Source organism: Ensifer sp. ENS10, assembly GCF_014852025.1.
GTDB lineage: Bacteria > Pseudomonadota > Alphaproteobacteria > Rhizobiales > Rhizobiaceae > Ensifer.
In genome coordinates this window covers 135,288-159,515 of record NZ_JACVAS010000007.1, presented here as the reverse complement: position 1 = coordinate 159,515, position 24,228 = coordinate 135,288, and the positions used below count along the sequence as shown (strand labels likewise).

General features: G+C 62.5%; 25 protein-coding genes. 17 read left to right on the top strand and 8 right to left on the bottom strand.

Going from position 1 to position 24,228, the window contains the following annotated elements; all coding sequences use genetic code 11:
- Positions 1-25 precede the first annotated feature (25 nt).
- Positions 26-895 carry a LysR family transcriptional regulator gene (locus IB265_RS23225; protein ID WP_057254834.1) on the bottom strand — a complete coding sequence of 290 codons (870 nt, stop codon included), beginning with the start codon at positions 893-895 and terminating at the stop codon, positions 26-28.
- 112 nt (positions 896-1,007) lie between these two features.
- On the opposite strand from IB265_RS23225, the gene IB265_RS23220 reads away from it, so the two are divergent.
- Positions 1,008-1,226, top strand: coding sequence for a hypothetical protein (locus IB265_RS23220; RefSeq protein ID WP_057254676.1), 219 nt, complete (start codon positions 1,008-1,010; stop codon positions 1,224-1,226).
- 125 nt (positions 1,227-1,351) lie between these two features.
- Here IB265_RS23220 and IB265_RS23215 read toward each other — a convergent pair whose 3' ends face one another.
- The gene (locus tag IB265_RS23215; RefSeq protein WP_057254835.1) at positions 1,352-1,561 is read right to left on the bottom strand and encodes a hypothetical protein; all 210 of its coding nucleotides are present in this window, start codon (positions 1,559-1,561) and stop codon (positions 1,352-1,354) included.
- A 361-nt stretch (positions 1,562-1,922) separates the two neighbouring features.
- Between IB265_RS23215 and IB265_RS23210 the strand changes: the two genes are divergently transcribed.
- From IB265_RS23210 to IB265_RS23175, 8 genes are all read left to right on the top strand, one after another.
- Positions 1,923-2,495 (top strand): 5-formyltetrahydrofolate cyclo-ligase, encoded by a 573-nt coding sequence (locus tag IB265_RS23210; protein WP_057254677.1) that lies wholly within the window; start codon positions 1,923-1,925, stop codon positions 2,493-2,495.
- 215 nt (positions 2,496-2,710) lie between these two features.
- Entirely contained in the window at positions 2,711-3,535 is an 825-nt protein-coding gene (locus tag IB265_RS23205; RefSeq protein ID WP_057254678.1) for a YmdB family metallophosphoesterase, read from the top strand.
- A gap of 484 nt (positions 3,536-4,019) precedes the next feature.
- A complete protein-coding gene (locus tag IB265_RS23200) occupies positions 4,020-5,174 on the top strand; it encodes an efflux RND transporter periplasmic adaptor subunit (protein ID WP_057254679.1) in 1,155 nt (384 codons plus the stop codon).
- Positions 5,171-8,350, top strand: a complete 3,180-nt coding sequence (locus IB265_RS23195; RefSeq protein ID WP_057254680.1) for an efflux RND transporter permease subunit — start codon at positions 5,171-5,173, stop codon at positions 8,348-8,350. Before IB265_RS23200 ends, IB265_RS23195 begins: the two co-directional genes overlap by 4 nt.
- A 279-nt stretch (positions 8,351-8,629) precedes the next feature.
- The gene (locus tag IB265_RS23190; RefSeq protein ID WP_082616147.1) at positions 8,630-9,463 is read left to right on the top strand and encodes an MBL fold metallo-hydrolase; all 834 of its coding nucleotides are present in this window, start codon (positions 8,630-8,632) and stop codon (positions 9,461-9,463) included.
- Between the two features lie 17 nt (positions 9,464-9,480).
- Complete coding sequence (locus IB265_RS23185) at positions 9,481-9,963, top strand: hypothetical protein (protein WP_192495197.1); 483 nt, start codon at positions 9,481-9,483, stop codon at positions 9,961-9,963.
- 85 nt (positions 9,964-10,048) lie between these two features.
- On the top strand, positions 10,049-10,795 hold the full coding sequence (locus IB265_RS23180) for a YebC/PmpR family DNA-binding transcriptional regulator (protein WP_057254682.1): 747 nt from the start codon (positions 10,049-10,051) through the stop codon (positions 10,793-10,795).
- Positions 10,796-10,866: 71 nt separating this feature from the next.
- Positions 10,867-11,496 carry an HAD hydrolase-like protein gene (locus tag IB265_RS23175; RefSeq protein ID WP_057254683.1) on the top strand — a complete coding sequence of 210 codons (630 nt, stop codon included), beginning with the start codon at positions 10,867-10,869 and terminating at the stop codon, positions 11,494-11,496.
- Positions 11,497-11,504: 8 nt separating this feature from the next.
- On the opposite strand, the gene IB265_RS23170 is transcribed toward IB265_RS23175, so the two are convergent.
- On the bottom strand, positions 11,505-12,506 hold the full coding sequence (locus IB265_RS23170; protein WP_057254684.1) for an LLM class flavin-dependent oxidoreductase: 1,002 nt from the start codon (positions 12,504-12,506) through the stop codon (positions 11,505-11,507).
- 171 nt (positions 12,507-12,677) lie between these two features.
- On the opposite strand from IB265_RS23170, the gene ruvC reads away from it, so the two are divergent.
- The 4 genes from ruvC to IB265_RS23150 all read left to right on the top strand — a co-directional run bounded on the left by ruvC (position 12,678) and on the right by IB265_RS23150 (position 15,966).
- Positions 12,678-13,190: a crossover junction endodeoxyribonuclease RuvC gene (ruvC, locus tag IB265_RS23165; RefSeq protein WP_057254837.1), complete on the top strand. Its 513-nt coding sequence runs from the start codon at positions 12,678-12,680 to the stop codon at positions 13,188-13,190.
- Positions 13,191-13,309: 119 nt separating this feature from the next.
- The gene (ruvA, locus tag IB265_RS23160; RefSeq protein ID WP_057254685.1) at positions 13,310-13,927 is read left to right on the top strand and encodes a Holliday junction branch migration protein RuvA; all 618 of its coding nucleotides are present in this window, start codon (positions 13,310-13,312) and stop codon (positions 13,925-13,927) included.
- Positions 13,928-14,022: 95 nt separating this feature from the next.
- Entirely contained in the window at positions 14,023-15,063 is a 1,041-nt protein-coding gene (gene ruvB, locus IB265_RS23155) for a Holliday junction branch migration DNA helicase RuvB (RefSeq protein WP_057254686.1), read from the top strand.
- Positions 15,064-15,966 carry a metallophosphoesterase gene (locus tag IB265_RS23150; RefSeq protein WP_057254687.1) on the top strand — a complete coding sequence of 301 codons (903 nt, stop codon included), beginning with the start codon at positions 15,064-15,066 and terminating at the stop codon, positions 15,964-15,966.
- 21 nt (positions 15,967-15,987) lie between these two features.
- On the opposite strand, the gene IB265_RS23145 is transcribed toward IB265_RS23150, so the two are convergent.
- Genes IB265_RS23145 through IB265_RS23135 form a run of 3 tightly spaced genes read right to left on the bottom strand, consistent with a single transcriptional unit; the run spans position 15,988 to position 18,964 of the window.
- Complete coding sequence (locus tag IB265_RS23145) at positions 15,988-16,890, bottom strand: NAD(P)-dependent oxidoreductase (protein WP_057254688.1); 903 nt, start codon at positions 16,888-16,890, stop codon at positions 15,988-15,990.
- Entirely contained in the window at positions 16,887-17,747 is an 861-nt protein-coding gene (locus IB265_RS23140; RefSeq protein ID WP_057254689.1) for a glycosyltransferase, read from the bottom strand. The genes IB265_RS23145 and IB265_RS23140 overlap by 4 nt, the downstream gene beginning before the upstream one ends.
- Positions 17,744-18,964: an NAD-dependent epimerase/dehydratase family protein gene (locus IB265_RS23135; RefSeq protein WP_057254690.1), complete on the bottom strand. Its 1,221-nt coding sequence runs from the start codon at positions 18,962-18,964 to the stop codon at positions 17,744-17,746. The genes IB265_RS23140 and IB265_RS23135 overlap by 4 nt, the downstream gene beginning before the upstream one ends.
- A gap of 126 nt (positions 18,965-19,090) precedes the next feature.
- Here IB265_RS23135 and ybgC point away from each other — a divergent pair, with 126 nt between their 5' ends.
- A complete protein-coding gene (gene ybgC, locus IB265_RS23130) occupies positions 19,091-19,546 on the top strand; it encodes a tol-pal system-associated acyl-CoA thioesterase (protein WP_057254691.1) in 456 nt (151 codons plus the stop codon).
- Between the two features lie 26 nt (positions 19,547-19,572).
- On the opposite strand, the gene ligD is transcribed toward ybgC, so the two are convergent.
- Together ligD and IB265_RS23120 are read right to left on the bottom strand one after the other, a co-directional pair.
- Entirely contained in the window at positions 19,573-21,318 is a 1,746-nt protein-coding gene (ligD, locus tag IB265_RS23125) for a non-homologous end-joining DNA ligase (protein WP_057254692.1), read from the bottom strand.
- Positions 21,318-21,626 carry a hypothetical protein gene (locus tag IB265_RS23120; protein ID WP_057254693.1) on the bottom strand — a complete coding sequence of 103 codons (309 nt, stop codon included), beginning with the start codon at positions 21,624-21,626 and terminating at the stop codon, positions 21,318-21,320. Before IB265_RS23120 ends, ligD begins: the two co-directional genes overlap by 1 nt.
- Positions 21,627-21,921: 295 nt before the next feature.
- On the opposite strand from IB265_RS23120, the gene tolQ reads away from it, so the two are divergent.
- The 3 genes from tolQ to IB265_RS23105 are packed head-to-tail and all read left to right on the top strand — an operon-like array spanning position 21,922 to position 24,213.
- A complete protein-coding gene (tolQ, locus tag IB265_RS23115; RefSeq protein WP_057254694.1) occupies positions 21,922-22,644 on the top strand; it encodes a protein TolQ in 723 nt (240 codons plus the stop codon).
- A 27-nt stretch (positions 22,645-22,671) separates the two neighbouring features.
- A complete protein-coding gene (gene tolR / locus IB265_RS23110; protein WP_025424730.1) occupies positions 22,672-23,124 on the top strand; it encodes a protein TolR in 453 nt (150 codons plus the stop codon).
- Positions 23,125-23,133: 9 nt separating this feature from the next.
- Entirely contained in the window at positions 23,134-24,213 is a 1,080-nt protein-coding gene (locus IB265_RS23105; RefSeq protein ID WP_057254695.1) for a hypothetical protein, read from the top strand.
- Positions 24,214-24,228: the final 15 nt, after the last annotated feature.

Genomic DNA, 24,228 nt, shown 5'->3' with positions numbered 1-24,228 from the left:
CTTCTCCCCCCCTTCAGGCAGCCGTTCAATCTCCGGCAAAGGCCCGGCGAATGGCGTCGGCCATGGCCTCGACGATCCGGTCCTTGCCGTTCCCCGCTTTCGATACCCGCAACACGACGTTGGAGTGGTCGATCACTTCATAGCCGTCATCGGCCGTCAGTTCGCGGCACCCGGCCGGAATGCTGCTGCGGGCGAGCGGCGCAATGGCAAGGCCCGACACCACTGCAGCCATCAAGCCGCCGCTCGTGCGGCTGACATAGGCCACGCGGCTTTCCAGGCGGCATTTCCTGAGATTGCGCTGGGCGAGGTCGTCGCACCAACCGCCTTCCAGATAGGTATAGGTGGCGATCGGGAGCGGTCGCCGCTCGTCGGTGCGGTGCTGCTCCGAGGTCACCCAGACGGTCGGGTCCATCATGAGCACTTCGTTCTTCGTGCGCCCGCCGGGTTCAAAGACGACAGTGAGATCGAGCTCGCCGGCTTCCAGTGCCGCGATGTTGGTCATCGAAGCGCCCTGCTGAACGGTCACTTCGACGCCGGGGTGGATGGCGGCGAAGGTTCCGAGCGCTTTCGGCAGGGTAGAGTTGATGTATTCCTCGGGTATGCCGATCCGGACCGCGCCGTCGAGAGCGGGCTGGCGCATCGCGGTGGCCGTGTCGTCGAGCAGCGTGACGATGCGTCTGGCATTGTCGAGCAGCCGCAATCCCTGCGGCGTCAGCACGACGCCACGCGAGTGGCGCTCGAACAGCGCGTCGCCGAGCATGTCCTCGAGCTTCTTGATCTGCATGCTGACGGCGGATTGCGTGCGCCCGACAATATTGGCGGCGCGTGTGACATTGCCGGTGTCGACGACCGCAAGAAAGGTTCTGAGCAATTCGCTGTCGAGGGGGAGGGACATGGTTGTATCCATCAGAAATTCTGATAGCAGCCATGCTCGCAATTCGTTTGTCAGATGTCAACGCGAGGACGAAGATTGGCTGGTTCGATCATCTTGCGCAGGGTCATTCTCCATGAGCGTGCTTGCCCTCTTCGCGTTTTCCGAAGCCTCCATCGCGCTCCGGCGTCGAGCGATGCAATGGTCTTGCGACGTCCTGTTTCCCGAGGTGCCGGTGGACGTGCCATCAGGCAAGCCGGCGCTCCTGCGCGATGCGGGGATCTATCATGAGGCAGCCGACATGATGCAGCGGGAAAAGCTGGCGATCGCCTACCGGTCGCACTGGCTGTTGTGAGCGTATCTGCCGGCAGATACGGGACTAGAGCGCCGTGCGTTCAGGTGAACGCACAAAGACGCTTTAGCACTTTGATTCTAGAGCATCTTTCCGCCTCCAGTGATTCCACTTGAGAGCGGGATGCTCTAGGAGATGAGGTCCAGCCTGGCGGCGCGAAACACCGCTTCGGCGAGATTGCCCGCCTGCAACTTACGCATGGCATCCGTTAGTGCCCGATCGATCCGATCGAGCGGAATGTCGGTCTCGCGCACCATGTCCTGGCGCGTGCGGCCGCGTGCGGCAAGCGTCAGGCAACGCAGTTCCAACGGGTCGAGTTCGTTCATCTGGTCCTTCATGGACGTCGGCTTTTCCACTGCTGCCTGCAGGAGCGCGTCCATACATCGAACACGGGCATTAGTTCCTGCTAATTATTTGAAATCGTGTCCTTATTTGCACGCGGCTCCTGTTTCGCGAAAGCGGAACCCTTGCCCATGATGAATGGAAAGCTAATGCTGTGCCGAACCGGGAAGGGGGTGGCATGATTGTCGCAATCTGCTGCAAATGCGGCGATGTCGGTGGGTGGGCGAAAGATACCATTGCGTAAACAGGCTGGTGGCCGGCCCGGGAATCGGCGAGAGATGGGGAACTTGTGCCATTTCGGGAAGTGATTTTTCTCCGGCGACGATGGCGGGCGGCGGGTTGTCAGGAGAGGATGCGATGTCACCGAGGGATTTGAAGGCAGCACTGCGCAAGGAGAGGCTGGCATTGCGCGATGCAATGTCGGCGGAGATGCGGATCGAAGCGAGCCTGACCATGGCCGATCACGCTGGCGACGTCATCGCGCTCGATCCCGGACATATCGTCTCCGGCTTCTGGCCGATCCGCTCCGAGGTCGACATCCGGCCGCTGATGGCGCGGCTGAAGCAGCGTGGTGCCAGGCTCTGCCTTCCCGTGATCATGGACAAGCAGACGATCATCTTCCGCGAATTGCTCGATGGCATCGACGTCATCGCCACCGGATTCGGAACGACAGGTCCGGGACCGGACGCACCGGAACTCGATCCGGATATCATGCTCGTACCGCTTTCCGCGTTCGATTCGACCGGCCACCGGATCGGCTATGGCGCCGGCTATTACGACCGCGCCATCGACCGGCTGCGCAACAAGGGCCACCTGCCAAAGCTGATCGGCATCGCCTTCGATTGCCAGGAAGTGACATCCGTGCCGGCCGAACCGCACGATGTCGCGCTCGACGCCGTGCTCACCGAGAGCGGGTTTCGGCATTTCTGAGTTCATTTCGCCGAGACGGTGGAGTGGGCTAAAGCCTTGAGATCGCAAAGGTCGGGGGCGGCAGGTCGTTGCGCGGTTTTCGCTGATTTCATCTAAGGCGTTTCCTGCGCGGCCGGGATCGTGTAGACGCTCTATCTCTTTGTTTTATGCAGTTCCGGACGCAACAACCGCTGACGCGCTTCCGCCGGGGCTGCCCTGGTGGGATTTGAGCGAGCATGAGGCTTCTGTTTCTGGGAGATATGGTGGGCAAGACGGGCCGTACGGCGGTCTGGGAGCGGCTTCCAGGGCTGGTTGGTGACCTCAAGCTCGATTTCGTCATCGTCAACGGCGAGAATGCCGCCGGCGGTTTCGGCATCACCGAAGACATCTTTCTCGAGACGATCAATGCCGGCGCCGATGTGGTGACGACCGGCAATCACGTCTGGGACCAGAAGGAAGCGGTCGTCTTCTGCGAGCGGCACGACCAGTTCCTGCGCCCTGCCAACTATCCGGCCGGCACGCCCGGCCGCGGCTCCAACCTGTATTTCGCCCGCAACGGCGCCCGCGTGCTGGTCGCCAACGTCATGGGCCGCGTCTTCATGCATCCGGAGCTCGACGATCCCTTCAAGACGGCGGAAGCCATCCTCGACGCTTGCCCGCTCGGCGAGCAGGCGGATGCGATTGTCTTCGACTTCCATGCGGAAGCCACCAGCGAGAAGCAGTGCTTCGGCCATTTCGTCGATGGCCGCGCCAGCCTCGTCGTCGGCACCCATACGCACGTGCCGACCGCCGACCACCAGATCCTCAATGGCGGTACGGCCTATATGAGCGACGCCGGCATGTGCGGCGACTACGATTCTTCGCTCGGCATGGACAAGGAAGAGCCGCTCAACCGGTTCATTTCGAAGATGCCGAAGGGGCGTTTCGAGGCCGCCTCCGGTCCCGCGACCATCTGCGGGCTTGGCGTCGAGATCTCCGACCGCACCGGGCTTGCCGAAAAGATCGCGCCGCTGCGGCTCGGCCCGAGGCTGGCCGAGACGATCCCGGATTTCTGGTCCTAAAAAACGAAGCCAGCAGCACCGCCTGCTTGTCGAACGCGCTTCCGGTTGAAGCGCGCGCTGCCACGTATCGCCTTCCGGGAATTGATTTTTTTCAAGGTGACAACCCCATCAAATGATGGCAGGTTATCGCGAAATCACGCCGGGCCGGGGCGTGATGTATTCGAGTGTTTTCCAGTAATGAATACCGTCCGCAGTCCTGAATTGCGGGCTTGTGCTGCCGTCACCGGACAATAGGGAGCAGGCGCTCTCTGCCCGGCGATCTCGATCCAACAGTGTTCGCCGGCCCAGAGCGGGGACCGCTGTATCATTTAATTGCTTGTGTGACTTTGCCTCTTGGGTCGCTGCCGATCCGAGTATTTGTGCGGAGCGGGAGAGTGATGCGGCGATTTTCCGCTCATGTCCTGTTCTGAAGTATTCAAAGCGATTGCGGTGGTTGGTCGGTCGGGCTGCCCATCGTCGTCCCGAGTGCATTCGGAGGGCATGCATGTTGTCTAAATGGCATTTGCCGATGATCGTCGGCGCTTCTCTTTCCCTTCTTTCCGCTGTTGGTGCCCAATCACAGGACGCGCAATTGCCTGTCGTGACCGTCGCCAAGCCGGTCGTGCGTGACGTGATCGACAGCGACGAGTTCATCGGCCGCTTCGAGCCGGTCGACGAGGTGCAGGTTCGCGCCCGCATCGGCGGCTATCTCGACGAGGTCAATTTCACTGACGGCGCCCTGGTGAAGAAGGGCGACAAGCTTTTCGTCATCGACCAGCGTCCCTACCGCACGGCCCTCTCCCAGGCCGAGTCGACCCTGGAATCGGCGCGCTCAACGCTGGAATTCGCCGAGTCCCAGTTCAAGCGCACGCAATCGCTGACGGGCACCGGCACGCTGTCGGTTTCGACGCTTGACGATCATCGTCGTGCGCTGCTTTCGGCGCAGGCGCTGGTGCGCGGTTCGGAAGCGGCGGTCGAGCGCGCCAAGCTCGACCTCGACTACACGACCATAACCGCGCCGCTCAGCGGCCGCGTCGACCGGCGCTTGCTGTCGACGGGCAACCTGGTGCAGGCGGACCAGACCGTCCTGACGACGATCGTCTCGCTCGATCCGATCGACTTCTACTTCGACGTCGACGAACGGCGGCTCTTGTCCTATGCGCGGGTCGCGCGCGAACGCGGCAGTGCGTTGCAGGAAGGCGGCGGTGCGCTCGAGGTACTCGTCACAATCGCCGACTCGCAGGAGGAACCGTTCAAGGGCAAGCTCGACTTCGCCGAAAACCGTGTGGACCCGCAGAGCGGCACCATGCGCGTGCGCGCCCGTCTCGACAACCCGAAGCTGGTGCTGCAGCCTGGTCTCTTCGGCCGTGTGCAGATCGAAGGCTCGAACACCTACAAGGCCGTGCTCATTCCGGATGAGGCGATCGGCGCCGACCAGAACGAGCGGATCGTCTATGAGGTGACAGCCGATGGATCGGTGGTGACCAAGCCCGTGCGGCTCGGACCGAAACTGCATGGCTATCGGGTCATCCGCAGCGGCATGACGGGCGACGAGACCATTGTCGTCAACGGCCTGATGCGGGCGCGCCCCGGCACCAAGGTAAAGCCCGAGATGATTCAGCTTCCCCCTGAGGCGCAAGCGGCGGGGACGACGCAATGAGGTTCGCTCACTTCTTCGTCGATCGACCGATCTTCGCGTCGGTGCTTTCGATCGTCCTTTTGATCGTCGGCAGCATTGCCTATTTCCAGCTTCCGGTGGCGCAGTACCCGGAAATCGCGCCGCCGACCATTGTCGTGCGGGCGGCCTATCCCGGCGCCGACGCCAATACGGTCGCCAACACCGTGGCGACGCCGCTCGAACAGGAAATCAACGGCGTCGAGAACATGCTCTACATGTCCTCCTATTCAACCGCTGACGGCTCGATGGCGCTGACGATTACCTTCAAGCTCGGCACCGATCTCGACCAGGCACAGGTGCTGGTGCAGAACCGCGTGTCGATCGCCGAACCGCGCCTGCCGGAAGAGGTCCGACGCATCGGCATCACCACGGCCAAGAGCTCGCCCGACCTGATGATGGTCGTGCATCTGCTCTCGCCGACCGAACGTTATGACCAGCTCTACGTCTCGAACTATGCCCGCACGCGCATCCGCGATCTGTTGGTGCGGCTCGACGGCGTCGGCGACGTCATCCTGTTCGGCGAGCGCGAATATGCGCTGCGTGTCTGGCTCGATCCGGAAAAACTGTCCGCCTATGGCATGACGGCCGGTGACGTGGTGCAAGCGTTGCGCGAGCAGAACGTGCAGGTCTCCGGCGGTTCGATCGGCGGTCCGCCGGCGCCGGGCGACAGCGCCTTCCAGTACACCGTCACCACCGACGGTCGCTTCAGCGATGCGCGGCAGTTTCGCTACGTCATCGTCAAGGCGACGGAAACCGGTCGCCTCGTGCAGTTGCAGGATGTCGCCCGCGTCGAGCTCGGTGCCCGCGAATACGTCAACAACAGCTATCTCGACGGCAGCCCGGCGGTGGCGCTCGGCATCTTCTCGCGGCCGGGCACCAATGCGCTCGACGCTGCCGAGCAGATCCAGAAGGTGATGACCGACGTCGCGCGTGATTTCCCGGAAGGGCTCGAATACCGGATCGTCTACAATCCGACCGAGTTCATTTCGGAATCGATCAACGAGGTCTACAAGACGATCGGCGAAGCGGCGTTGCTCGTCGCCATCGTCGTTCTCGTCTTCCTGCAGTCCTGGCGCACGGCGATCATCCCGATCGTCGCCATCCCCGTGTCGCTGGTCGGCACCTTCGCCTTCCTCTACGCCTTCGGCTTCTCGCTGAACATGCTGACGCTGTTCGGCCTGGTGCTGGCGATCGGTATCGTCGTCGACGATGCGATCGTGGTCGTCGAGAACGTCGAGCGAAACCTCGCGCGCGGCATGACCCCGCGCGAAGCCTCGCATGTGACCATGGACGAAGTGGGTGCCGCTGTTATCGCGATCTCGCTGGTGTTGACCGCCGTCTTCGTGCCCACGGCCTTCATCCCCGGCATCGCCGGCCAGTTCTATCTGCAGTTCGCCGTGACGATCTCGGTGGCGACAGTGATCTCTGCCTTCAATTCGCTGACGCTGTCGCCGGCACTGGCGGCGATCCTCTTGAAGCCGCACGAAAACGGCCATCACGAGAGCCGCAACCCGCTGACGCGCTTCGGCCGGGCACTGGCCAACGGCTTCAACAACGGTTTCGACCGCATGGCCGAAGGCTATGCCTGGATCGTGCGCAAACTGGTGTCGACGAAGACGGCAGTGGCCGCGGCGCTCCTCGTCTTTGTGGGCCTGCTCGGGGCCACATGGTACATGGCACAGATCGTGCCGAGCGGCTTCGTGCCGACCATGGACCAGGGTTACGCAATCGTCGTCATCCAGCTTCCAGACGGTGCCTCGCTCGACCGCACCGATGCGGTGGTCAAGCGGGCGTCGAAGATCATCCAGGACGTCCCTGGAGTGAAGAGTGCCGTCGCCTTTGCCGGCTTCAACGGTGCGACGTTCACCAACGCGTCCAATTCGGGCGTGGTCTTCGCCCCCTTCGAGAGTTTCGAAGAACGGTTGAAGCACGGCCAGAGTGCCAACCAGATCATCGGCCAGCTCTATGGCAGCCTGCAGAGCATCCAGGAAGCCTTCATCATTGCCGTACCGCCACCGTCGGTGCGCGGCATCGGCAACTCCGGCGGCTTCAAGATGCAGATCATGGATCGGCAGGGCGCCGACATGCGGCGCGCGCTGGGGCTTGCCTATCAGATGATGGGTACGGCCAACCAGACGGAAGGGCTGACCGGGGTCTTCACCACCTTCTCAGCCTCCAGCCCGCAATACTTCCTGGCGATCGACCGCGACAAGGCGCGCACGCTCAACGTGCCGATCCCCAACATCTTCGAGGCGCTGTCGATCAACCTCGGCACCTCCTACGTCAACGACTTCAACGCCTTCGGCCGTGTCTACCAGGTGCGGGCGCAGGCCGATCAGCAGTACCGTATCGAGCGCGACGATATTCTGGCGCTGAAGGTTCGCTCCGCAACCGGGGCGCTGGTGCCGATGGGCACGCTCGTCGAAATCCGCGACACCGCCGGTCCGACGCTCGTGCAGCGTTACAACATGTACGTATCGGTTCCGGTGCAGGGCAACCCTGCGCCGGGCGTCTCGACCGGCACAGCCCTCGACAAGATGGAGGCGCTCGCCGCCCAGATCCTGCCGCAGGGCACGACCTTTGAGTGGACGGAACTCGCTTTCCAGGAACGCCAGACGGGCAACACCGCGGTGTTCATCTTCGCACTGTCGGTGGTCTTCGTGTTCCTGGCGCTGGCGGCCCAGTATGAAAGCTGGGTGCTGCCGCTGGCGATTATCCTGATCGTGCCGCTTGGCGTGCTCTCGGCGCTGGTCGGCGTGTCCATCCGCGGTCTCGACAACAACGTGCTGACGCAGATCGGGTTGATCGTTCTGATCGGCCTTGCGGCCAAGAACGCGATCCTGATCGTCGAGTTCGCACGCCAAGGTGAGGACGAGGGCAAGACCCCGATCGAGGCGGCGGTGGAGGCGAGCCAACTCCGCCTCAGGCCCATCCTGATGACGGCCTTTGCCTTCATCCTCGGCGTGGTGCCTCTGATGATCGCCACCGGTCCCGGCGCGGAAATGCGCCAGTCGCTCGGCACCGCGGTGTTCTCGGGAATGCTCGGCGTGACCTTCCTCGGCCTGTTCCTGACGCCGGTTTTTTACGTCGCGCTCAGGTCCTTCCGGCGGCGCAAGCCGGCGACGATGACCGAACCGGCGCCCCATCCAGCAGAGTAGCGGGACGCAATCGCAAGGTTGCAACGCCCCGGCAGCAATGCCGGGGCGTTGTCGTTGGACGAGTCAGGTTTCCTTGTTCCTGCCGAGGGCGGTGACGCAAATGTGAGCACGGGCAGCCGTTTGTAACTGGACGCAGACAGGCCCTTGAACAATTCTCTCCCTGCCCGTGACGCCATCATCAGGCCGAGCGAAGGCAAAGGCTTCCATTCGCTGTGCAACGGCTATCTGCCACGTGCCCTTCGGGCCCGAGGTCAGAAAAGCAAGTGAGAGAGGTGAAGGCTGATGCTCCGGTACCTTGTCTACACGTTCGCCGCCATCTGGCTCATTCACGCGTTCTGGCCGTCGGTCGCGCATGCGCAGCAACCACCCCGCCATGTCAGTCAGTGCCAGGCGATTGCAGAAGCCATACCGCAGGCGACCTTCGCCAGCTTCACGCCCGTTGCTGCCACCAAGGGAAAGGCCGTGGTCGGTGAGGTAACGATCACCTATCTCGGCCATTCCACCTTTCTGATCGAGACGCCAGACGGCGTGTCGATCGCGACCGATTACAATGGCTGGTTCGCGCCCTCGTCGCCTCCGACGGTCGCGACGATGAACAAGGCGCATTCGAGCCACTATACGCTGGCGCCTGACCCGGCGATCAAGAATGTGCTGCATGGCTGGGGCGAGAACGGCGTACCCGCCCGTCACGACCTCGTGGTGGGCGACACCTATATCCGTAACGTCACGACGGATATCCGTGCGGGTGGCGCAATGGAGCACGATGGCAACTCGATCTTCATCTTCGAGGTAGCGGATCTTTGCATTGGTCACCTCGGCCATCTTCATCACGAGCTCGACGACAGCCACTACCGCCAGATCGGCCGGCTCGATGTGCTCATGGTGCCTGTCGATGGCGGCCTGACCATGGGTGCCGAGAGCATGAGCCGGGTGGTCAGCCGGCTGCGCGCCTCGCTGATCCTGCCGATGCACCGCCGTGGCCCGCCGATCGACGCCTTTCTGGACATGTTCGGCGACGACTACGACAAACGCTTCGCTGACAGCGCCAGCATCAAAGTATCGTTGCGTTCCTTGCCAAGCAAACCATTGATTTATATTCTCAAGGGCGTCTGAACACTCAGGATCGCCCAATGAAGTTGCTTGTGGTCGGCGTTTCGATTTTTCTCTCCCTTTCGACCCTTGCCGCGGCGGGCGGCGCACCGCCACCGCGCATGCCCTCTCCCGAAGGACAACAGCAGCAAAGGCTACCCGAGACGGCAGCACAGCCCGTGGGCGAACAGGAGATGTTCATGATGCCGTCGGGCAATATCGGCTGCGTCTACACGCCGGCCGGCGGCACCGCGGTGTACCAGCCTCAGGACGGTGGGCCTGAGCTTGCCTGCGATATCGTCGCGCCGCGCTATGTGCGCGCCACGCTCGGCCGTGCAGGGGCCGCCACACTCAATCACGCCGTTGGCGATCCGAGCTGCTGCTCGGCAGCTCAGGTGCTCGACTATGGGCAAAGCTGGTCACGGGGGCCGTTCGCGTGTGCTTCCGAACGCACCGGCCTTTCCTGTCGCCGCGACGACGGACACAGCTTTCTGCTCAGCCGTGCGCAGGTCTCTGCCGACTGAAAAGCCGCGCCCCGGCTGGACGGAAAGCAGCAATAAAACTATAAGGCGCCCCATTCCATTCAAATTCATGCATGCAGAGGGTGCCATGGCTGGCCATTCACAGTTCAAGAACATCATGCACCGCAAGGGCCGTCAGGATGCGGTGCGCTCGAAAATGTTTTCCAAGCTCGCGCGCGAAATCACGGTTGCCGCCAAGTCCGGCATGGCCGATCCGGCCATGAACGCGCGTCTGCGTCTGGCGATCCAGAACGCCAAGGCACAGTCGATGCCGAAGGACAACATCGAACGGGCGATCAAGAAGGCCTCCGGCGGCGACGCGGAAAACTACGAAGAAGTCCGCTACGAGGGCTACGGCCCGGGCGGCGTTGCCGTTATCGTCGAGGCGCTGACCGACAACCGCAACCGTACCGCCTCCAACGTGCGCTCGACCTTCACCAAGGCCGGCGGCGCGCTTGGCGAAACCGGTTCGGTTTCGTTCTCCTTCGATCGTGTCGGCGAAATCACCTACAAGCTCTCCGCCGGTGACGCCGACAAGGTGATGGAAGCGGCGATCGAGGCCGGAGCCGACGACGTGACCACCGACGAGGACGGCCACACCATCATCTGCGGTTTCGAAGCGATCGGCGACGTTTCCAAGGCGCTCGAAGACACGCTCGGCGAAGCCGAGACTGTCAATGCGATCTGGAAGGCGCAGAACACCGTGCCGGTCGATGAAGAAAAGGCGCAGTCGCTGATGAAGCTCATCGACACGCTCGAAGACGACGACGACGTCCAGAACGTCTATTCGAACTTCGAAGTGTCGGACGAGATCCTGGCGAAGCTGTCGGCCTGATCGGACGGCCTATCGTTACCGGAATATGCACCCGTGTCCGAAAGGGCACGGGTTTTTCTTTGGATGGCCCGATGACCTATGACTTCGCGATCTTCGATTTCGATGGCACGCTTGCCGACACGGCGGCGAGCTTCATGGCCGCGTGCAACAGTGCTGCACGGCGCTACGGCTTCCGCGAGCTTTCCGTCGAGGAATTCCAGTCACTGAGGACGATGGGCAATCGCGAGATCATCGCGCATCTCGGCGTGCCAATGTGGAAGCTGCCGCAGATTGCCGGCTTCATGCGCCGGGCCATGGCGTCCGAGGCCGCGTCCGTGCGGCTGTTTCCAGGTGCGGCCGATCTGCTTTTGCGATTGAAGGCGGCAGGCATCGGCATTGCGATTGTCAGTTCGAACGCGGAGGAGGGCATTCGCGCCGCGCTCGGCGACGTGGCGGCGACCGTCGATCTCTATGAGTGTGGCGCGGCGCTTTTCGGCAAGGCGCAGCACTTCAAGCGGGCGATCCGTCACTCCGGTCTTGATCCGGCGCGCGTGCTGGCGATCGGCGACGAGGCGCGCGACATCGAGGCTGCGCGCAAGGTTGGCGTGGCGGCTGGCGCCGTTTCTTGGGGCTATGCCGATCCGAACTTTCTGCAGGGGCTCGGACCGGATCGGTTCTTTTCACGCATGGATGAAATCGCACCGGCCTTCGGAGCGATCTGATTGCGGCTTCATGCGGCCTTGACGAGTTCCTTCTGCGCGTCGGCGAAGAGGCGAAGCGAATGCAGGCGCGCCTCCATGTCGAAGATCGGCATGGAAATGATCAGTTCATCGGCCTTCGTCTGATCGAGGAAGGTTCCGATTTTCCGGCGGATCGTCTCGGGCCCGCCGACGACGGCATACATCATCGAATGGTCGACGAAGATCTTTTCGTCATAGCTCCAGAGCCCATCCATCGATTGAACCGGCGGCGGGAACTGTCCGCGCGCATTGCGCCGCAGCGCCACGAAGGATTGCTGCATCGAGGTGAAGAGATAGTTGGCCTCTTCGTCCGTATCGGCGGCGACGCCCATGACACCGACCATGACATGCGGCTTGTCGAGCGTCTCGGACGGCGTGAAGCGCTCGCGATAGATCTCCAGCGCCGAAAGCAGCATGTCTGGCGCGAAATGCGATGCGAAGGCGAAGGGAAGGCCGAGCATGCCGGCGAGGTGAGCGCTGAAATGGCTTGAGCCCAACAGCCAGATCGGCACGTTGGTATCGGCGCCCGGAACGGCGATGATCTTCTGATCCTCTGCGACAGGGCCGAGCAGGGCCTGCAGTTCCACGACGTCGTTCGGGAAGTTGTTGCCGCTTGCTTCCATGTTGCGCCGCAGCGCCTGGGCGGTGCGCATGTCGGTGCCGGGTGCGCGGCCGAGGCCGAGGTCGATGCGGCCGGGATAGAGTGCGGCCAGCGTGCCGAACTGTTCTGCGATCACCAGCGGCGAATGGTTAGGCAGCATGATGCCGCCGGAGCCGACGCGGATCGTCTTCGTGGCTGCGGCCACATGCGAGATCACCAGCGAGGTCGCCGCACTGGCAATGCCTTTCATGCCGTGATGCTCAGCGAGCCAGAAGCGCTGGTAGCCGTTTTCCTCGGCAGCCTGGGCCAGACGGCGCGAGTTTTCGAGTGATTGGGCGATGCTGCCTCCTTGCGTGATCGGGGAAAGATCGAGGACGGAGAAAGTCGCCATGGCATGGAGCCCTTTATTGAGGGAAATTGATGAAAGGCTATGTAAGCTCAATTTTCCTCAATCCAAGGGCAGTGGCGAAGAAATCCTGAAGCCCGTCTCACCTGTGCGTATGTTTTTGTTTTGTTCACTTTTTGCTGGCAGCGTCCGGGCGAGCATCATAGGGTGAATTTCATGCAGAACACGATTCGCATCATCGGCATCGATCCGGGCCTCCGCCGTACCGGCTGGGGCATCATCGAGACGCTCGGCAACTCGCTGCGCTTCGTGGCCTCCGGCACGGTGACCTCCGATGGCGAGATGGATCTCGCCTCGCGACTCTGCCAGCTGCACGACGGGCTTGCCGAGGTGGTGCACAGCTACCAGCCGCACGAGGCGGCGGTCGAACAGACCTTCGTCAACAAGGATGCAACCGCGACGCTGAAACTCGGCCAGGCGCGTGGCATTGCGATGCTTGTGCCGGCGCGCGCGGGCCTCAGGGTCGCCGAATATGCACCGAACGCGGTCAAGAAGGCTGTGATCGGCGTCGGCCACGGCGAGAAGCAGCAGATCCACATGATGATCAAGGTTCTGATGCCGAAGGTCGAATTCAAGGGCAACGATGCGGCGGACGCATTGGCCATCGCCATTTGTCATGCTCACAACCGCCAATCGGTGACAAGCCGGCTCGCCGCATTGATGGCGTAGTTGCAGCAGATCTAAAGTGTTAAAGCGACCTTAGCGAGTCTTGTAGACGCGCGGCACTGTAGACAAGAAATTTTCCGATGGTCTGAGCGACCATCCCAGCCCACCGCGAGAGACGCCATATGATCGGCAAATTGAAGGGTACCATCGACGAGATCGGCGAGGATCATGTCGTGCTCGACGTGCATGGCGTCGGCTATGTCGCCTTTTGTTCGGCGCGCACGCTGTCCAAGCTCGGATCGGCCGGCGAGGCGGCGATGCTCTTCATCGAGACCTATGTGCGCGAGGACCAGTTGAAGCTCTTCGGCTTTCTGACTGCGCTGGAGCGGGAATGGTTCCGCCTCCTGCAAAGCGTGCAGGGCGTCGGCTCGAAAGTGGCACTCGCGGTACTTTCGACCTTGACGCCGGGCGAACTGGCAAATGCAATTGCGTTGCAGGACAAGACCTCGGTCTCGCGTGCGCCGGGCGTCGGGCCCAAGGTGGCGGTTCGTATCGTCACCGAGCTCAAGAACAAGGCACCGTCCTTTGCCGGCGAGATGTCGGGCTCGATCGGCCTCAAGCAGGAACTCGGCGAAGGGGTCGCGTCCGCGCCGGTATCGGATGCGGTTTCGGCGCTCACCAATCTCGGCTATTCACGCGACCAGGCGGCCAATGCGGTGGCCGCCGCGTTGAAGAATGGCGGTGAGGGGGGCGACAGTGCCAAGCTCATTCGCCTCGGCCTCAAGGAACTGGCGCGATGATCGCTTGCCTTGGCGGGGCGCTCAAGGCAGAACGGAAGAGGGCCGGACGCAGGTGAGTACCTGCGCCATGACGACTGACCAATTGGAACGAATGCATGACTGACGCGGCACGTCTGATAACGCCGGAAAAGCGCGGTGAAGATCTCGATGCGACCATGCGCCCGCAGTCGCTGGACGAATTCACCGGCCAGGCGGAAGCGCGCGCCAACCTGAAGATTTTCATCGAAGCGGCCAAGAACCGCGGCGAGGCGCTGGACCATGTGCTCTTCGTTGGCCCGCCCGGCCTCGGCAAGACGACGCTTGCGCAGATCATGGCCAAGGAACTCGGCGTCAACTTTCGCTCGACCTCCGGTCCGGTTATCGCCAAGGCTGGCGACCTTGCGGCTTTGCTTACCAATCTCGAAGAACGCGACGTGCTCTTCATCGACGAGATCCACCGGCTCAATCCGGCGGTCGAGGAAATTCTTTATCCTGCGATGGAAGATTTCCAGCTCGACCTGATCATCGGCGAAGGCCCGGCGGCGCGTTCGGTAAAGATCGATCTGTCGAAGTTCACGCTGGTCGCGGCGACGACCCGCCTCGGCCTCTTGACCACGCCGCTGCGTGACCGTTTCGGCATTCCCGTGCGTCTCAACTTCTACACGGTCGAGGAACTGGAATCGATCGTGCGCCGAGGTTCCCGGCTGATGGGCCTCGGCATGACAGACGATGGCGCGCGCGAGATCGCCCGCCGCGCCCGCGGTACGCCGCGTATTGCCGGCCGGCTGTTGCGGCGGGTGCGCGATTTCGCCGAAGTGGCGCGCGCCGAAGCCGTGACCAGGAAGATCGCTGACGAGGCGCTGACGCGGCTGCTGGTCGACAATATGGGGCTCGACCAGCTCGACCGCCGCTATCTCTTCATGATCGCACAGAATTTCGCCGGCGGGCCTGTCGGCATCGAAACCATCGCCGCCGGTCTCTCGGAACCGCGTGATGCGATCGAAGACATCATCGAGCCCTACCTGATCCAGCAGGGCTTCATACAGCGTACGCCGCGCGGTCGTATCTTGACCGCAAATGCCTGGAAACATATCGGCCTCAACCCGCCGAAAGAGGTCGAGGCGACGCAGTTCCGGCTGACACTCGAGGACGAATAGATGATTACCCGCCGCGGATTATTGAAAGTGATCGGCGGCGGTATCGCCAGCATGGCGGCGCTCGGCGGTTACGCCTTCGCCGTCGAGCCGTTGGCCCGGCTGAACGTGACCCGCTACACCCTGACGCCGCCCGGCTGGACGCCCGGGTTGAAGCTGCGCGTCGTCGCGCTCGCCGATATCCATGCCTGCGAGCCCTGGATGCCGGCAGGTCGCATCGCTTCGATCTGCCGTCAGGCCAACGCGCTGGGCGGCGACGTGACGGTGCTGCTCGGGGATTATGCGGCCGGCATGAACTTCGTGACCCGCTACGTGCATTCCAGCGAATGGGCGAAGGCGCTTGCGACCCTCTCGGCGCCGCTCGGCGTGCATGCCGTCATGGGCAATCACGACTGGTGGGAGGACAAGACCGCGCAGAAAAATGGCGGCGGTCCGACCTTCGGGCACAAGGCGCTGCAGGATGTCGGCATCAACGTTTACAGCAACCGGGCAATCCGGCTGGAAAAGGACGGGCAGGGCTTCTGGATCGCCGGTCTCGAAGACCAGCTTGCATTGGTGCCGGGCAAGAAGTGGCAGCGCCAGCGCATGGCGGGTCTCGACGATCTCGACGGCACGCTCGCACAGGTGAATGACGGTGATCCGGTCGTTCTGCTGGCACATGAGCCGGACATCTTCCCGAGCGTTCCCCCACGGGTCGCATTGACACTGTCGGGTCATACCCATGGCGGGCAGGTGCGGCTTCTCGGCTTCGCGCCCGTGGTGCCTTCGCGTTTCGGCGATCGCTATGCCTATGGGCACATGGTCGAGGACGACCGCAACCTGATCGTCTCCGGCGGTCTCGGCTGCTCGCTTGCACCGGTCCGTTTCGGCGTGCCGCCGGAGATCGTCGTCATCGACCTCGGTTAGCCCGGTCAGGCGTCGGGGGTTTTACGCCGACTTGCTGTCTGTGACCAACTCCCTGATCGTCGTCGCCAACAGCTCGGATCCGCCGGGTTGCCAGCCAAGCCGGCGCAACTTTTCGGTCGACATGACGAGATAGCCATCCGCTGAAGCGGCCTCCGGCAATGGGTGCCGAGACCCGGTCAGCGTCTGCACCACCGACAGGATTTGCCTGACATCGAGCAGCAGGTCCGAAACGTTGAAGACCTCACCGCGCACGGTGTCGCTATCCGCTTCCAGCATGAGCCGTACTGCGGCGCCGACGTCGTCGCCGTGAACTTCGGTGCCGATCCGAGGCTGGATCGGTTTTCCATCAAGATAGTTCGCAAACAGCTCGGCCCATTTGTGCTGCCTGCCAGGAGCGGCCGCGCCGTAAACGCCGGTGACGCGCAGGCTTGCCACGCTGAAATCCTCGGTCGCAAGCAGGCGTAGGTGATCTTCCACGGCGACCTTCACCGCGCCATAGAGCGTGTCCGGATCGGGTGCGAATGTCTCGTCGATGGGGCCTGGGCGCCTGCTGCCGTAGACGGCGCGGCTCGACAGGAAGACGCAGCGTTTGACGCCGGCAGCGCGAGCGGTCTCGAACAGGCGGATCGAGCCATCGATGTTCGCACGGCGAAAGCCCTCCGGATCATCGCCTTCACCGCCGCGATATTTGCCCTCGACATGGTCGAAGGCGGCATGAACAAAGCCGTCAATGCCATCGAACGCGGCGGACTGATCGCGATCCAGATCGAGGACGAGCGGAACGAAGGGGAGGTTGCGCGAGAAAAAGCTGTTATCGGGGGGATGGCGGCCGCTAACGATCACCTCGTAGCGATGGGCGATCAAATGCTCGACGATGAAGCGGCCGACGAAGCCGGTGCCGCCGGAGACCAGCACCCTGCTCATCGGTGCGCCGGATTGGGGAGGGAGGCGATCTCCGGAATGTCGTCCCCGGTCAGGTAGGCGAACCAGAGGTCGATCAGTGGCCGCAGGGCCCCGGCACGCGGATGGTCTTTTTCCCAGGGCTTTTCATACTGGTAGTGCAGCACGCCGATCGAGCGCCAGTCCCAGAGCGCGGGCATGTTGAACCAGACATATTGCAGCATGTTCATCGTCACCGGCAGGCCGTGCCAATCCGGGAAGAAGCTTTGTAGGAAGGTCTGGTCGGTGCGTGGCCAGAAGGCATCGGGTGCGTCGAGCCGGTCGAGCATCCTGTCGAATGTCGCCAACGACGGTTCGGCGACGAAGACGCCGGAATTCAGCCGGTGAAAGTCGGCGAGGCTTTCATAGACATTCGGGGCCGCGGAGAATTCCGGATAGGCAAACAGCCGGTCGATGTTGCGGAGCACAACCGCGTCGGCATCAATGAAGACGCAGCGGCAGTATTCGGTTAATTGCCAGAGCCTGAGCTTGCAGAAGTTGTCGAGCGGCGAGTGGAAGGCCGGTTTGCGGCCCTTGGTGAAGGGTGCCTTCTCATGCACGTTCCGGCGCTGATGACGCTCGTTGAAGGCATCGGAAAGCGGCAAGAGATCGGTCTCGATCAGGCGACAGCCGAACTCGGCCAGCGGCGCCAGTGCTTCGAGCGCTACGCCGCCCGTATGGAGCACGACGATATCCGCCTTGGTGCTCGTGAGCCGGATGGAGCGTGCGAGCGCGCGGGCACCGAGCGCATAGTCGGCATTAGTGACGAGCGTCACGAAGGCATGATCGGCCAAGGGTGGCGAGGAGGGGCGCAGCCCCTCCGAAGGGTCGTTTGATGTCATGAAACGGATTTCAGCCGCTTGCCCTCTGGGTCGTGGTTGATCAGCGGCGCGATGTCCTTGGTCCAGGCGGAGACGGCAGGCACGCGCGTTCTATCGACACGATAGGCGAATTTCTTCGCGACATCGACGATTTCCGACAGCAGCCCGTCCTGCAGCCGCGTCGGGTTGAGGCCGAGGCCTAAGAACTTCTCATTGTGCACGACGAGTTCGTTCTCGGCCGCTTCCTTGCGCGGGTTCGGCAGCCAGGCGATCTGCGATCCTGAAATCGCTGCGATCATCACGGCGAGGTCGCGCACCCGGTGGGTCTCGGTCATCTGGTTGAATATCTCGACGCGGCTGCCGCGGGCGGGCGGGTTCTTCAGCGCCAGCTCGATGCAGCGGACAGAATCCTGGATGTGGATGAAGGCGCGCGTCTGGCCGCCGGTGCCATGTACCGTCAGCGGATATCCGATCGCCGCCTGAATGAGGAAACGGTTCAAGACGGTGCCATAGTCGCCGTCATAGTCGAAGCGGTTGATGAGCTGGGCGTGGCGGCGCGTCTGCTCGGTATGGGTGCCCCAGACGATGCCCTGGTGCAGGTCGGTAATCCTGAGGCCGTCGTTCTTGGCGTAGAACTGGAAGAGCAACTGATCCAGGCACTTGGTCATGTGGTAGATCGAGCCGGGATTGGACGGATAGAGAATTTCCTGGCTGACGGTCTCGCCGCCCATCGTTTCGATACCGACAGGCAGATAGCCTTCGGGGATCGCAGCACCAATGGTCGAATAGCCATAGACGCCCATGGTGCCGAGATGCACGAGATGGGCGTCGAGCCCGAGTTCGACCAGCGCGTTCAGGAGATTGTGCGTGGCGTTGACGTTGTTGTTGACCGTGTAGTTCTTGTGGCGGTCGCTCTTCATCGAATAGGGCGCGGCGCGCTGCTCGGCGAAATGCACGATCGCATCCGGGCGGTGCTCGGCGAGCCAGTTCTTGAGGAGTTCGTAGTCGCGGGCAAGATCGATGAGATTGAAATGGATGCGCCGGCCGGTTTCGGCATGCCAGATGCGGGTGCGTTCCTGGATCGAATCCATCGGCGTCAGCGATTGCACGCCGAGTTCCGTATCGATCCAGCGGCGGGAGAGATTGTCGAGGATATGGACATCGTGGCCCGTATCGGACAGGTGAAGAGCCGTAGGCCAACCGACGAAACCGTCGCCGCCGAGAATCGCAATCTTCATGCACGTTCTCCTGATCGATGGAAGGAAGTCCGTCACGTGATAGGATAGGATTGTGACAACGCTGCAATGCTTGCAAATGGCTTTTTGTTCCTGCACAGGAAACGGGATGTACTTGCGGAGAAAAGCATGTCCCTGATTTCGCTCGCAGGCGAACTGACCGAAAACGGCCATCGGCTGATCCAGCGCGTCTATTACGAAGACACCGATTTTTCCGGCGTCGTCTATCACGCCCGCTACCTGCACTTCATGGAGCGCGCCCGCACCGATTTCCTGCGCCTGCTCGGCGTCGAACAGGCGACGCTTGCGATCGAGGGCGACAGCGAAGGTCTGGTCTTCGTGGTGCATCGCATGGAGATCGACTTCAAGCTGCCTGCGCGCATGGACGATATCCTGACGATCACCACGGTTACGGAGAAGGCCGGCGGCGCCAAGATGGTGCTGCTGCAGGAAATCCGTCGCGGCGAGCAACTGCTGATCGCCGCCAGGGTGATCATCGCCGTCATCAACGGCCAGGGCCGGCCGCGGCGGCTGCCGGAGGCGCTGGCCTACAAGTTCCAGCACGCCAAGGAGAGCGCGGGATAGCCCGGCACGTCCTCGACAAACGCGGTTTAGTCGACGTCCTCGACTCCGAGCTTGTCCAGGATCTTCCTGGTCAGGGATTGCCTGACCTTCGCCAGGTCCCGCCAGGGATCTATGCCGCTTTCAATCCGTTCGAGAATGTCGGGGATCCGGAAGCCGTTGGCGGCTTCAAGCGCGGAAAGCTCGTCCCAGCTGATGGGTGTTGCCACCGGTCCGCCGGATCGTGCTCTCGTGGAATAGGGGGCGATCGCGGTCGCGCCGCGCTCGTTCCTCAGCCAGTCGATGAAGATGCGGCCCTTGCGCTTCTCCTTCGACATGGTGGCGACGAAATTGTCCGGTTCGCGCTCGGCAAAACCCTGGGCAAAGGTCTTGGCGAAGCCCTTGGCTTCTGGCCAGGTGGCCCGCGCTACCAATGGCACGATGACATGGACGCCTTTGCCGCCCGTGACCATGGGGATCGATTTCAGCCCGATCTCGTCGAGCGCGTCGTGCAGCGCCACGGCCGCCGTCTTGACCACCGCGAAGTCGAGGCCCTCGTCGGGGTCGAGGTCGAAGATCAGCCGATCGGGGGTCTCGAGCTTGTCGAAGCGCGAGCCCCAGATGTGGAACTCCAGCGTGCCCATCTGCACGGCGGCGACCAGGCCTTTGGCGTCGCGCACATACATGTAGTTCTCGGTCTCGCCGGAGCTCTCCGTGACGGGAACTTCCTTGATCTCGTCCGGGAAGCCTTCACTCGCATGCTTCTGGTAAAAACGTGGTCCCTTGACGCCTTGCGGGGCGCGGACAAGCGACAGCAGATGCTCGGCGGCGTATGGCAACATCCGATCCGCGACGACGGCATAGTAGCGGGCGAGATCGAGTTTGCTGATGCTCTGACCTTCGAACAGGATCCGCTCCGGATGGGTGATCCGTACGCCGAGGACCGTTTCCTCTGCTGCGCTCGAGCTGCCTTTCGTGCTCGACGCCTTCGCGGCTTTCACCTGGGATTTGCCCCCGGACTTCGTTGCCGATTTCGGCGTTTCGGGTGTCACGGCACTTACCTCCTTGCGCTTCCGTTGCCCCTCGGAAATCGTCCTGGTCGAGAGTGTGGGCGATTTGCTCTGTTTCGTCGACGGCGGATCGACTGCGCCGGCCCTGAGGTTCTCTGATGTGCTCCCGTTGGAAGCCCAGACATGTTTCTTCCGTTCGCCCTTGCCCGCGGCGATCTCGTCCATACTGCGGCCGGTGGTGACGCTCGTCTGATAATCCTCCAAGAGAATTTCGCCATCTTCGGTGGCGATGTCGTCACCCTCCTTGATGAGCAGCCAGTTCTCCCGCTTCTCGCCTGGGCGTGGCCGCATGCGGACCAGCGCCCAGCCACCTTGCAGGCGCTCTCCGTGCAGATGAAACGTCAGCTTGCCTTCACGCAATCCTTCATCCGGATCGTTTTCCGGTTCCCACCAACCGGTGTCCCACAACATGACGGTGCCGCCGCCATATTGCTTCTCGGGGATTGTTCCTTCGAAATCGCCATAGGCAAGCGGGTGGTCTTCGGTGCGAACGGCGAGACGCTTGTCCTGCGGGTTGAGGCTCGGTCCCCGGGTCACGGCCCAGCTTTTCAGCACGCCGTCCCATTCCAGCCGGAAATCGTAATGCAGGCGCGTGGCGTCATGTTTCTGCACCAGGAAGCGCTTGCGGTTCGACCGGCTGTGGCTGCGGCTGCCTCTGGGCTCGCGGGTCTCGCTGAAATCGCGGCGCTTATTGTATTCGGCGAGCGGATCACGGCGTGCAGCCATTACCCGCCTCCACTCAATCGTCGGAGGGTTGGCGTCCCATCAGGGGATTCAGCCGGTCGGGTCTCGTGGGCGAGGGCCCGTTCGATGTGGGCGATCTCCTCGCTTGTGACCACCGGAACTGGATCGGAGATGATTGCCTGAAGGACATCGGACGACAGGACGCCGTGGGCAAGCGCGTCCTCCAACGCCGCGCGGGTTTCGCGCTCGGCCTTGAGTTGGGCGTAAAGCGCCAGGATCAGCCGGTCCCGCGGATCAAAATGCGGTGAGGAGGGCCGTTTGTCGCGCTGTCGTGTCGTCTGCTGAGCCATGGCGAAGAAACGTGCCCGGCGAACGTAAGTTCCGGCGGCCAGGTGATACTGCAAAGACACAGTTCGGTAACGGTTGCTTAACCATAATGGTGTCTTAATCACTGCATCAGGATTTGTGCAGTGCACGTCATCCTTTGACCAAAATTGACGGCAAGAAGGCAACCTAAAGCTAATAAAGGTCGCGATGGTGCGATCTACGGCGGTGCCGGGCATTCTTGCAAACAGGACGTTTGGGCTACCCGGTCACGAGCATGAGCAGCTCTTGCCGGGTGTTTGGATTCGGGGACTGAAGACGATGGAACAGGTTGGATTGGCCGCTGCGACGCACGATGTGACCCTCTGGTCGCTGTTCATGCAGGCGGGCTTTGTCGTGAAGCTGGTCATGCTGGGGCTGATTGCCGCCTCGGTCTGGACCTGGGCGATCGTCGTCGACAAGACGCTGAACTACGGCCGTGTGCGCCGTCAGCTCGATAGCTTCGAGCAGGTGTTCTGGTCCGGACAGTCGCTGGAAGAGCTCTACCGCACGCTTGCCGACCGGCAGACCGCCGGCATGGGGGCGATCTTCGTTTCCGCCATGCGCGAATGGAAGAAGAGCTTCGAACGCGGCGCCCGCTCGCCGATCGGCCTGCAGATGCGTATCGACCGCGCCATGGACGTGACGCTTTCACGGGAATCGGAATCGCTCGAAGCCCGCCTCGGCTCGCTCGCGACGATCGGTTCGGCCGCACCCTTCATCGGCCTCTTCGGTACGGTCGTCGGTATCATGACCTCGTTCCAGGCGATCGCCGGTTCGAAGTCGACCAACCTTGCGGTCGTGGCGCCCGGTATCGCCGAAGCGCTGCTCGCCACCGCAATCGGCCTTCTCGCCGCTATCCCGGCGGTTATCGCCTACAACAAGTTTTCGGCCGACGCCGGCAAGCTCTCGGCGCGCATGGAAGCTTTTGCCGACGAGTTCTCTGCCATCCTGTCGCGGCAGATCGACGAGAAGCTGCAGAGCCCGCGTCAGGCCGCGCAATAATCGCCAGAGAGCACGGAGACCACGCTGATGGGTATGTCGGTTGGCGGAGCCAAAGGTTCGGGCGGCGGTCGTCGTCGCCGCGGCGGCAAGAAAGCGATCATGAGCGAAATCAACGTCACGCCCTTCGTGGACGTGATGCTGGTGCTGCTCATCATCTTCATGGTGGCAGCACCGATGATGACGGTCGGCGTGCCGATCGACCTGCCGGAAACGCAGGCCAAGGCGCTCAACTCCGATACGCAGCCGATCACCGTTTCGGTCAATCCGGCCGGCGAGATCTTCCTGCAGGAAACGCCGATCGCGATCGAAGAGGTCGTGCCGAAGCTCGAGGCGATTGCCACCACCGGTTACAACGAGCGCATCTATGTGCGCGGCGACACCAATGCTGACTACGGCACGGTGATGAAGGTCATGGCTCGCATCTCGGCCGCAGGGTTCAAGAACCTCGGCCTCGTCACGCTGCAAGAACAGGAAAAGTGATCGTCCACGATGAAGGGCAGTCTTGCTACATCTGCTGTCCTCCACGCCCTGGTTCTGACCTGGGCGCTGGTGTCGCTCGGCAGCCCGGCTGACTTCCAGGTCGCCGACGTCGAGGCTCTGCCCGTCGACATCGTTCCCTATTCGGAAATGACGCAGGTTCAGCAGGGCGACAAGAAGGCGCCGAAGAAGGAGACGTCGTCGCCGGTTCCGACCAAGCGTCCGGAAACGAACCAACCTGCCGAGAATGTCGGCGACAACGATACCGATCTGAAGACGCCGCCGACGCCGAATGCCAAGCCGTCGAAGAGCGAAGCCACGGCCTCACCGGAAAAGAACGAAAAGCCCGAGCCGACGCCTGATCCGGTCGAGCAGGAAATCAAGAAGGTCGAGGAGACGAAGCCCGCCTCCGAGCCTGCGACCGAAGTTGCGGCATTGCCGGAACCGAAGCAGGAAGTGAAACCGGAAACCAAGCCGGAACCGGCGCCAGCCGAAGAAAAGCCGGCGGAGAACCCGGAAGCCGAAGCGTTGCCCGAAAAGGTGCCGACGCCGGCCGCAAAGCCCAAGGTCGAAAAGCCGGCCCAGAGCGCCAAGACGCCTGAGCGCAAGAACGAGGCAACGCCGAAGGAACAGAAGAAGGCAGCCTCCACCGAGGAAAGCAAGTTCAACGCCGACGAGATTGCAGCGCTGCTCAACCGGCAGGATCCGTCCGCCGGTGGCGCCAAGCGCTCGACGCAAGAGGCGGCGCTCGGCGGCAAGAAGACCGTCGGCGTGGGCCTCAGCGCCAACGAGATCGACGGCGTGAAGGGCCAGATCCAGAGCAATTGGGCGCTGACCGCCGGCTTGACTGGTGTCGCGGAGGTTCGCGTCACGATCCGCGTACAGCTCGATCCGGCCGGCAACATCGTCGGCGAGCCTGAGGTCACTGCAACTGGCGGGCCTGAGGGTACGCGCCGCGCCGTTGAAAGCAGCACCATGCGCGCGCTCCGCCGCTCAGCTCCGCTACAAAACCTGCCGCCTGAAAAATATGAAGGCGAAAAAGGATGGAATACCCTCGTGCTGAATTTCGACCCCTCGGAATTCGCGCTTTAACGCTGCCGGGATTGG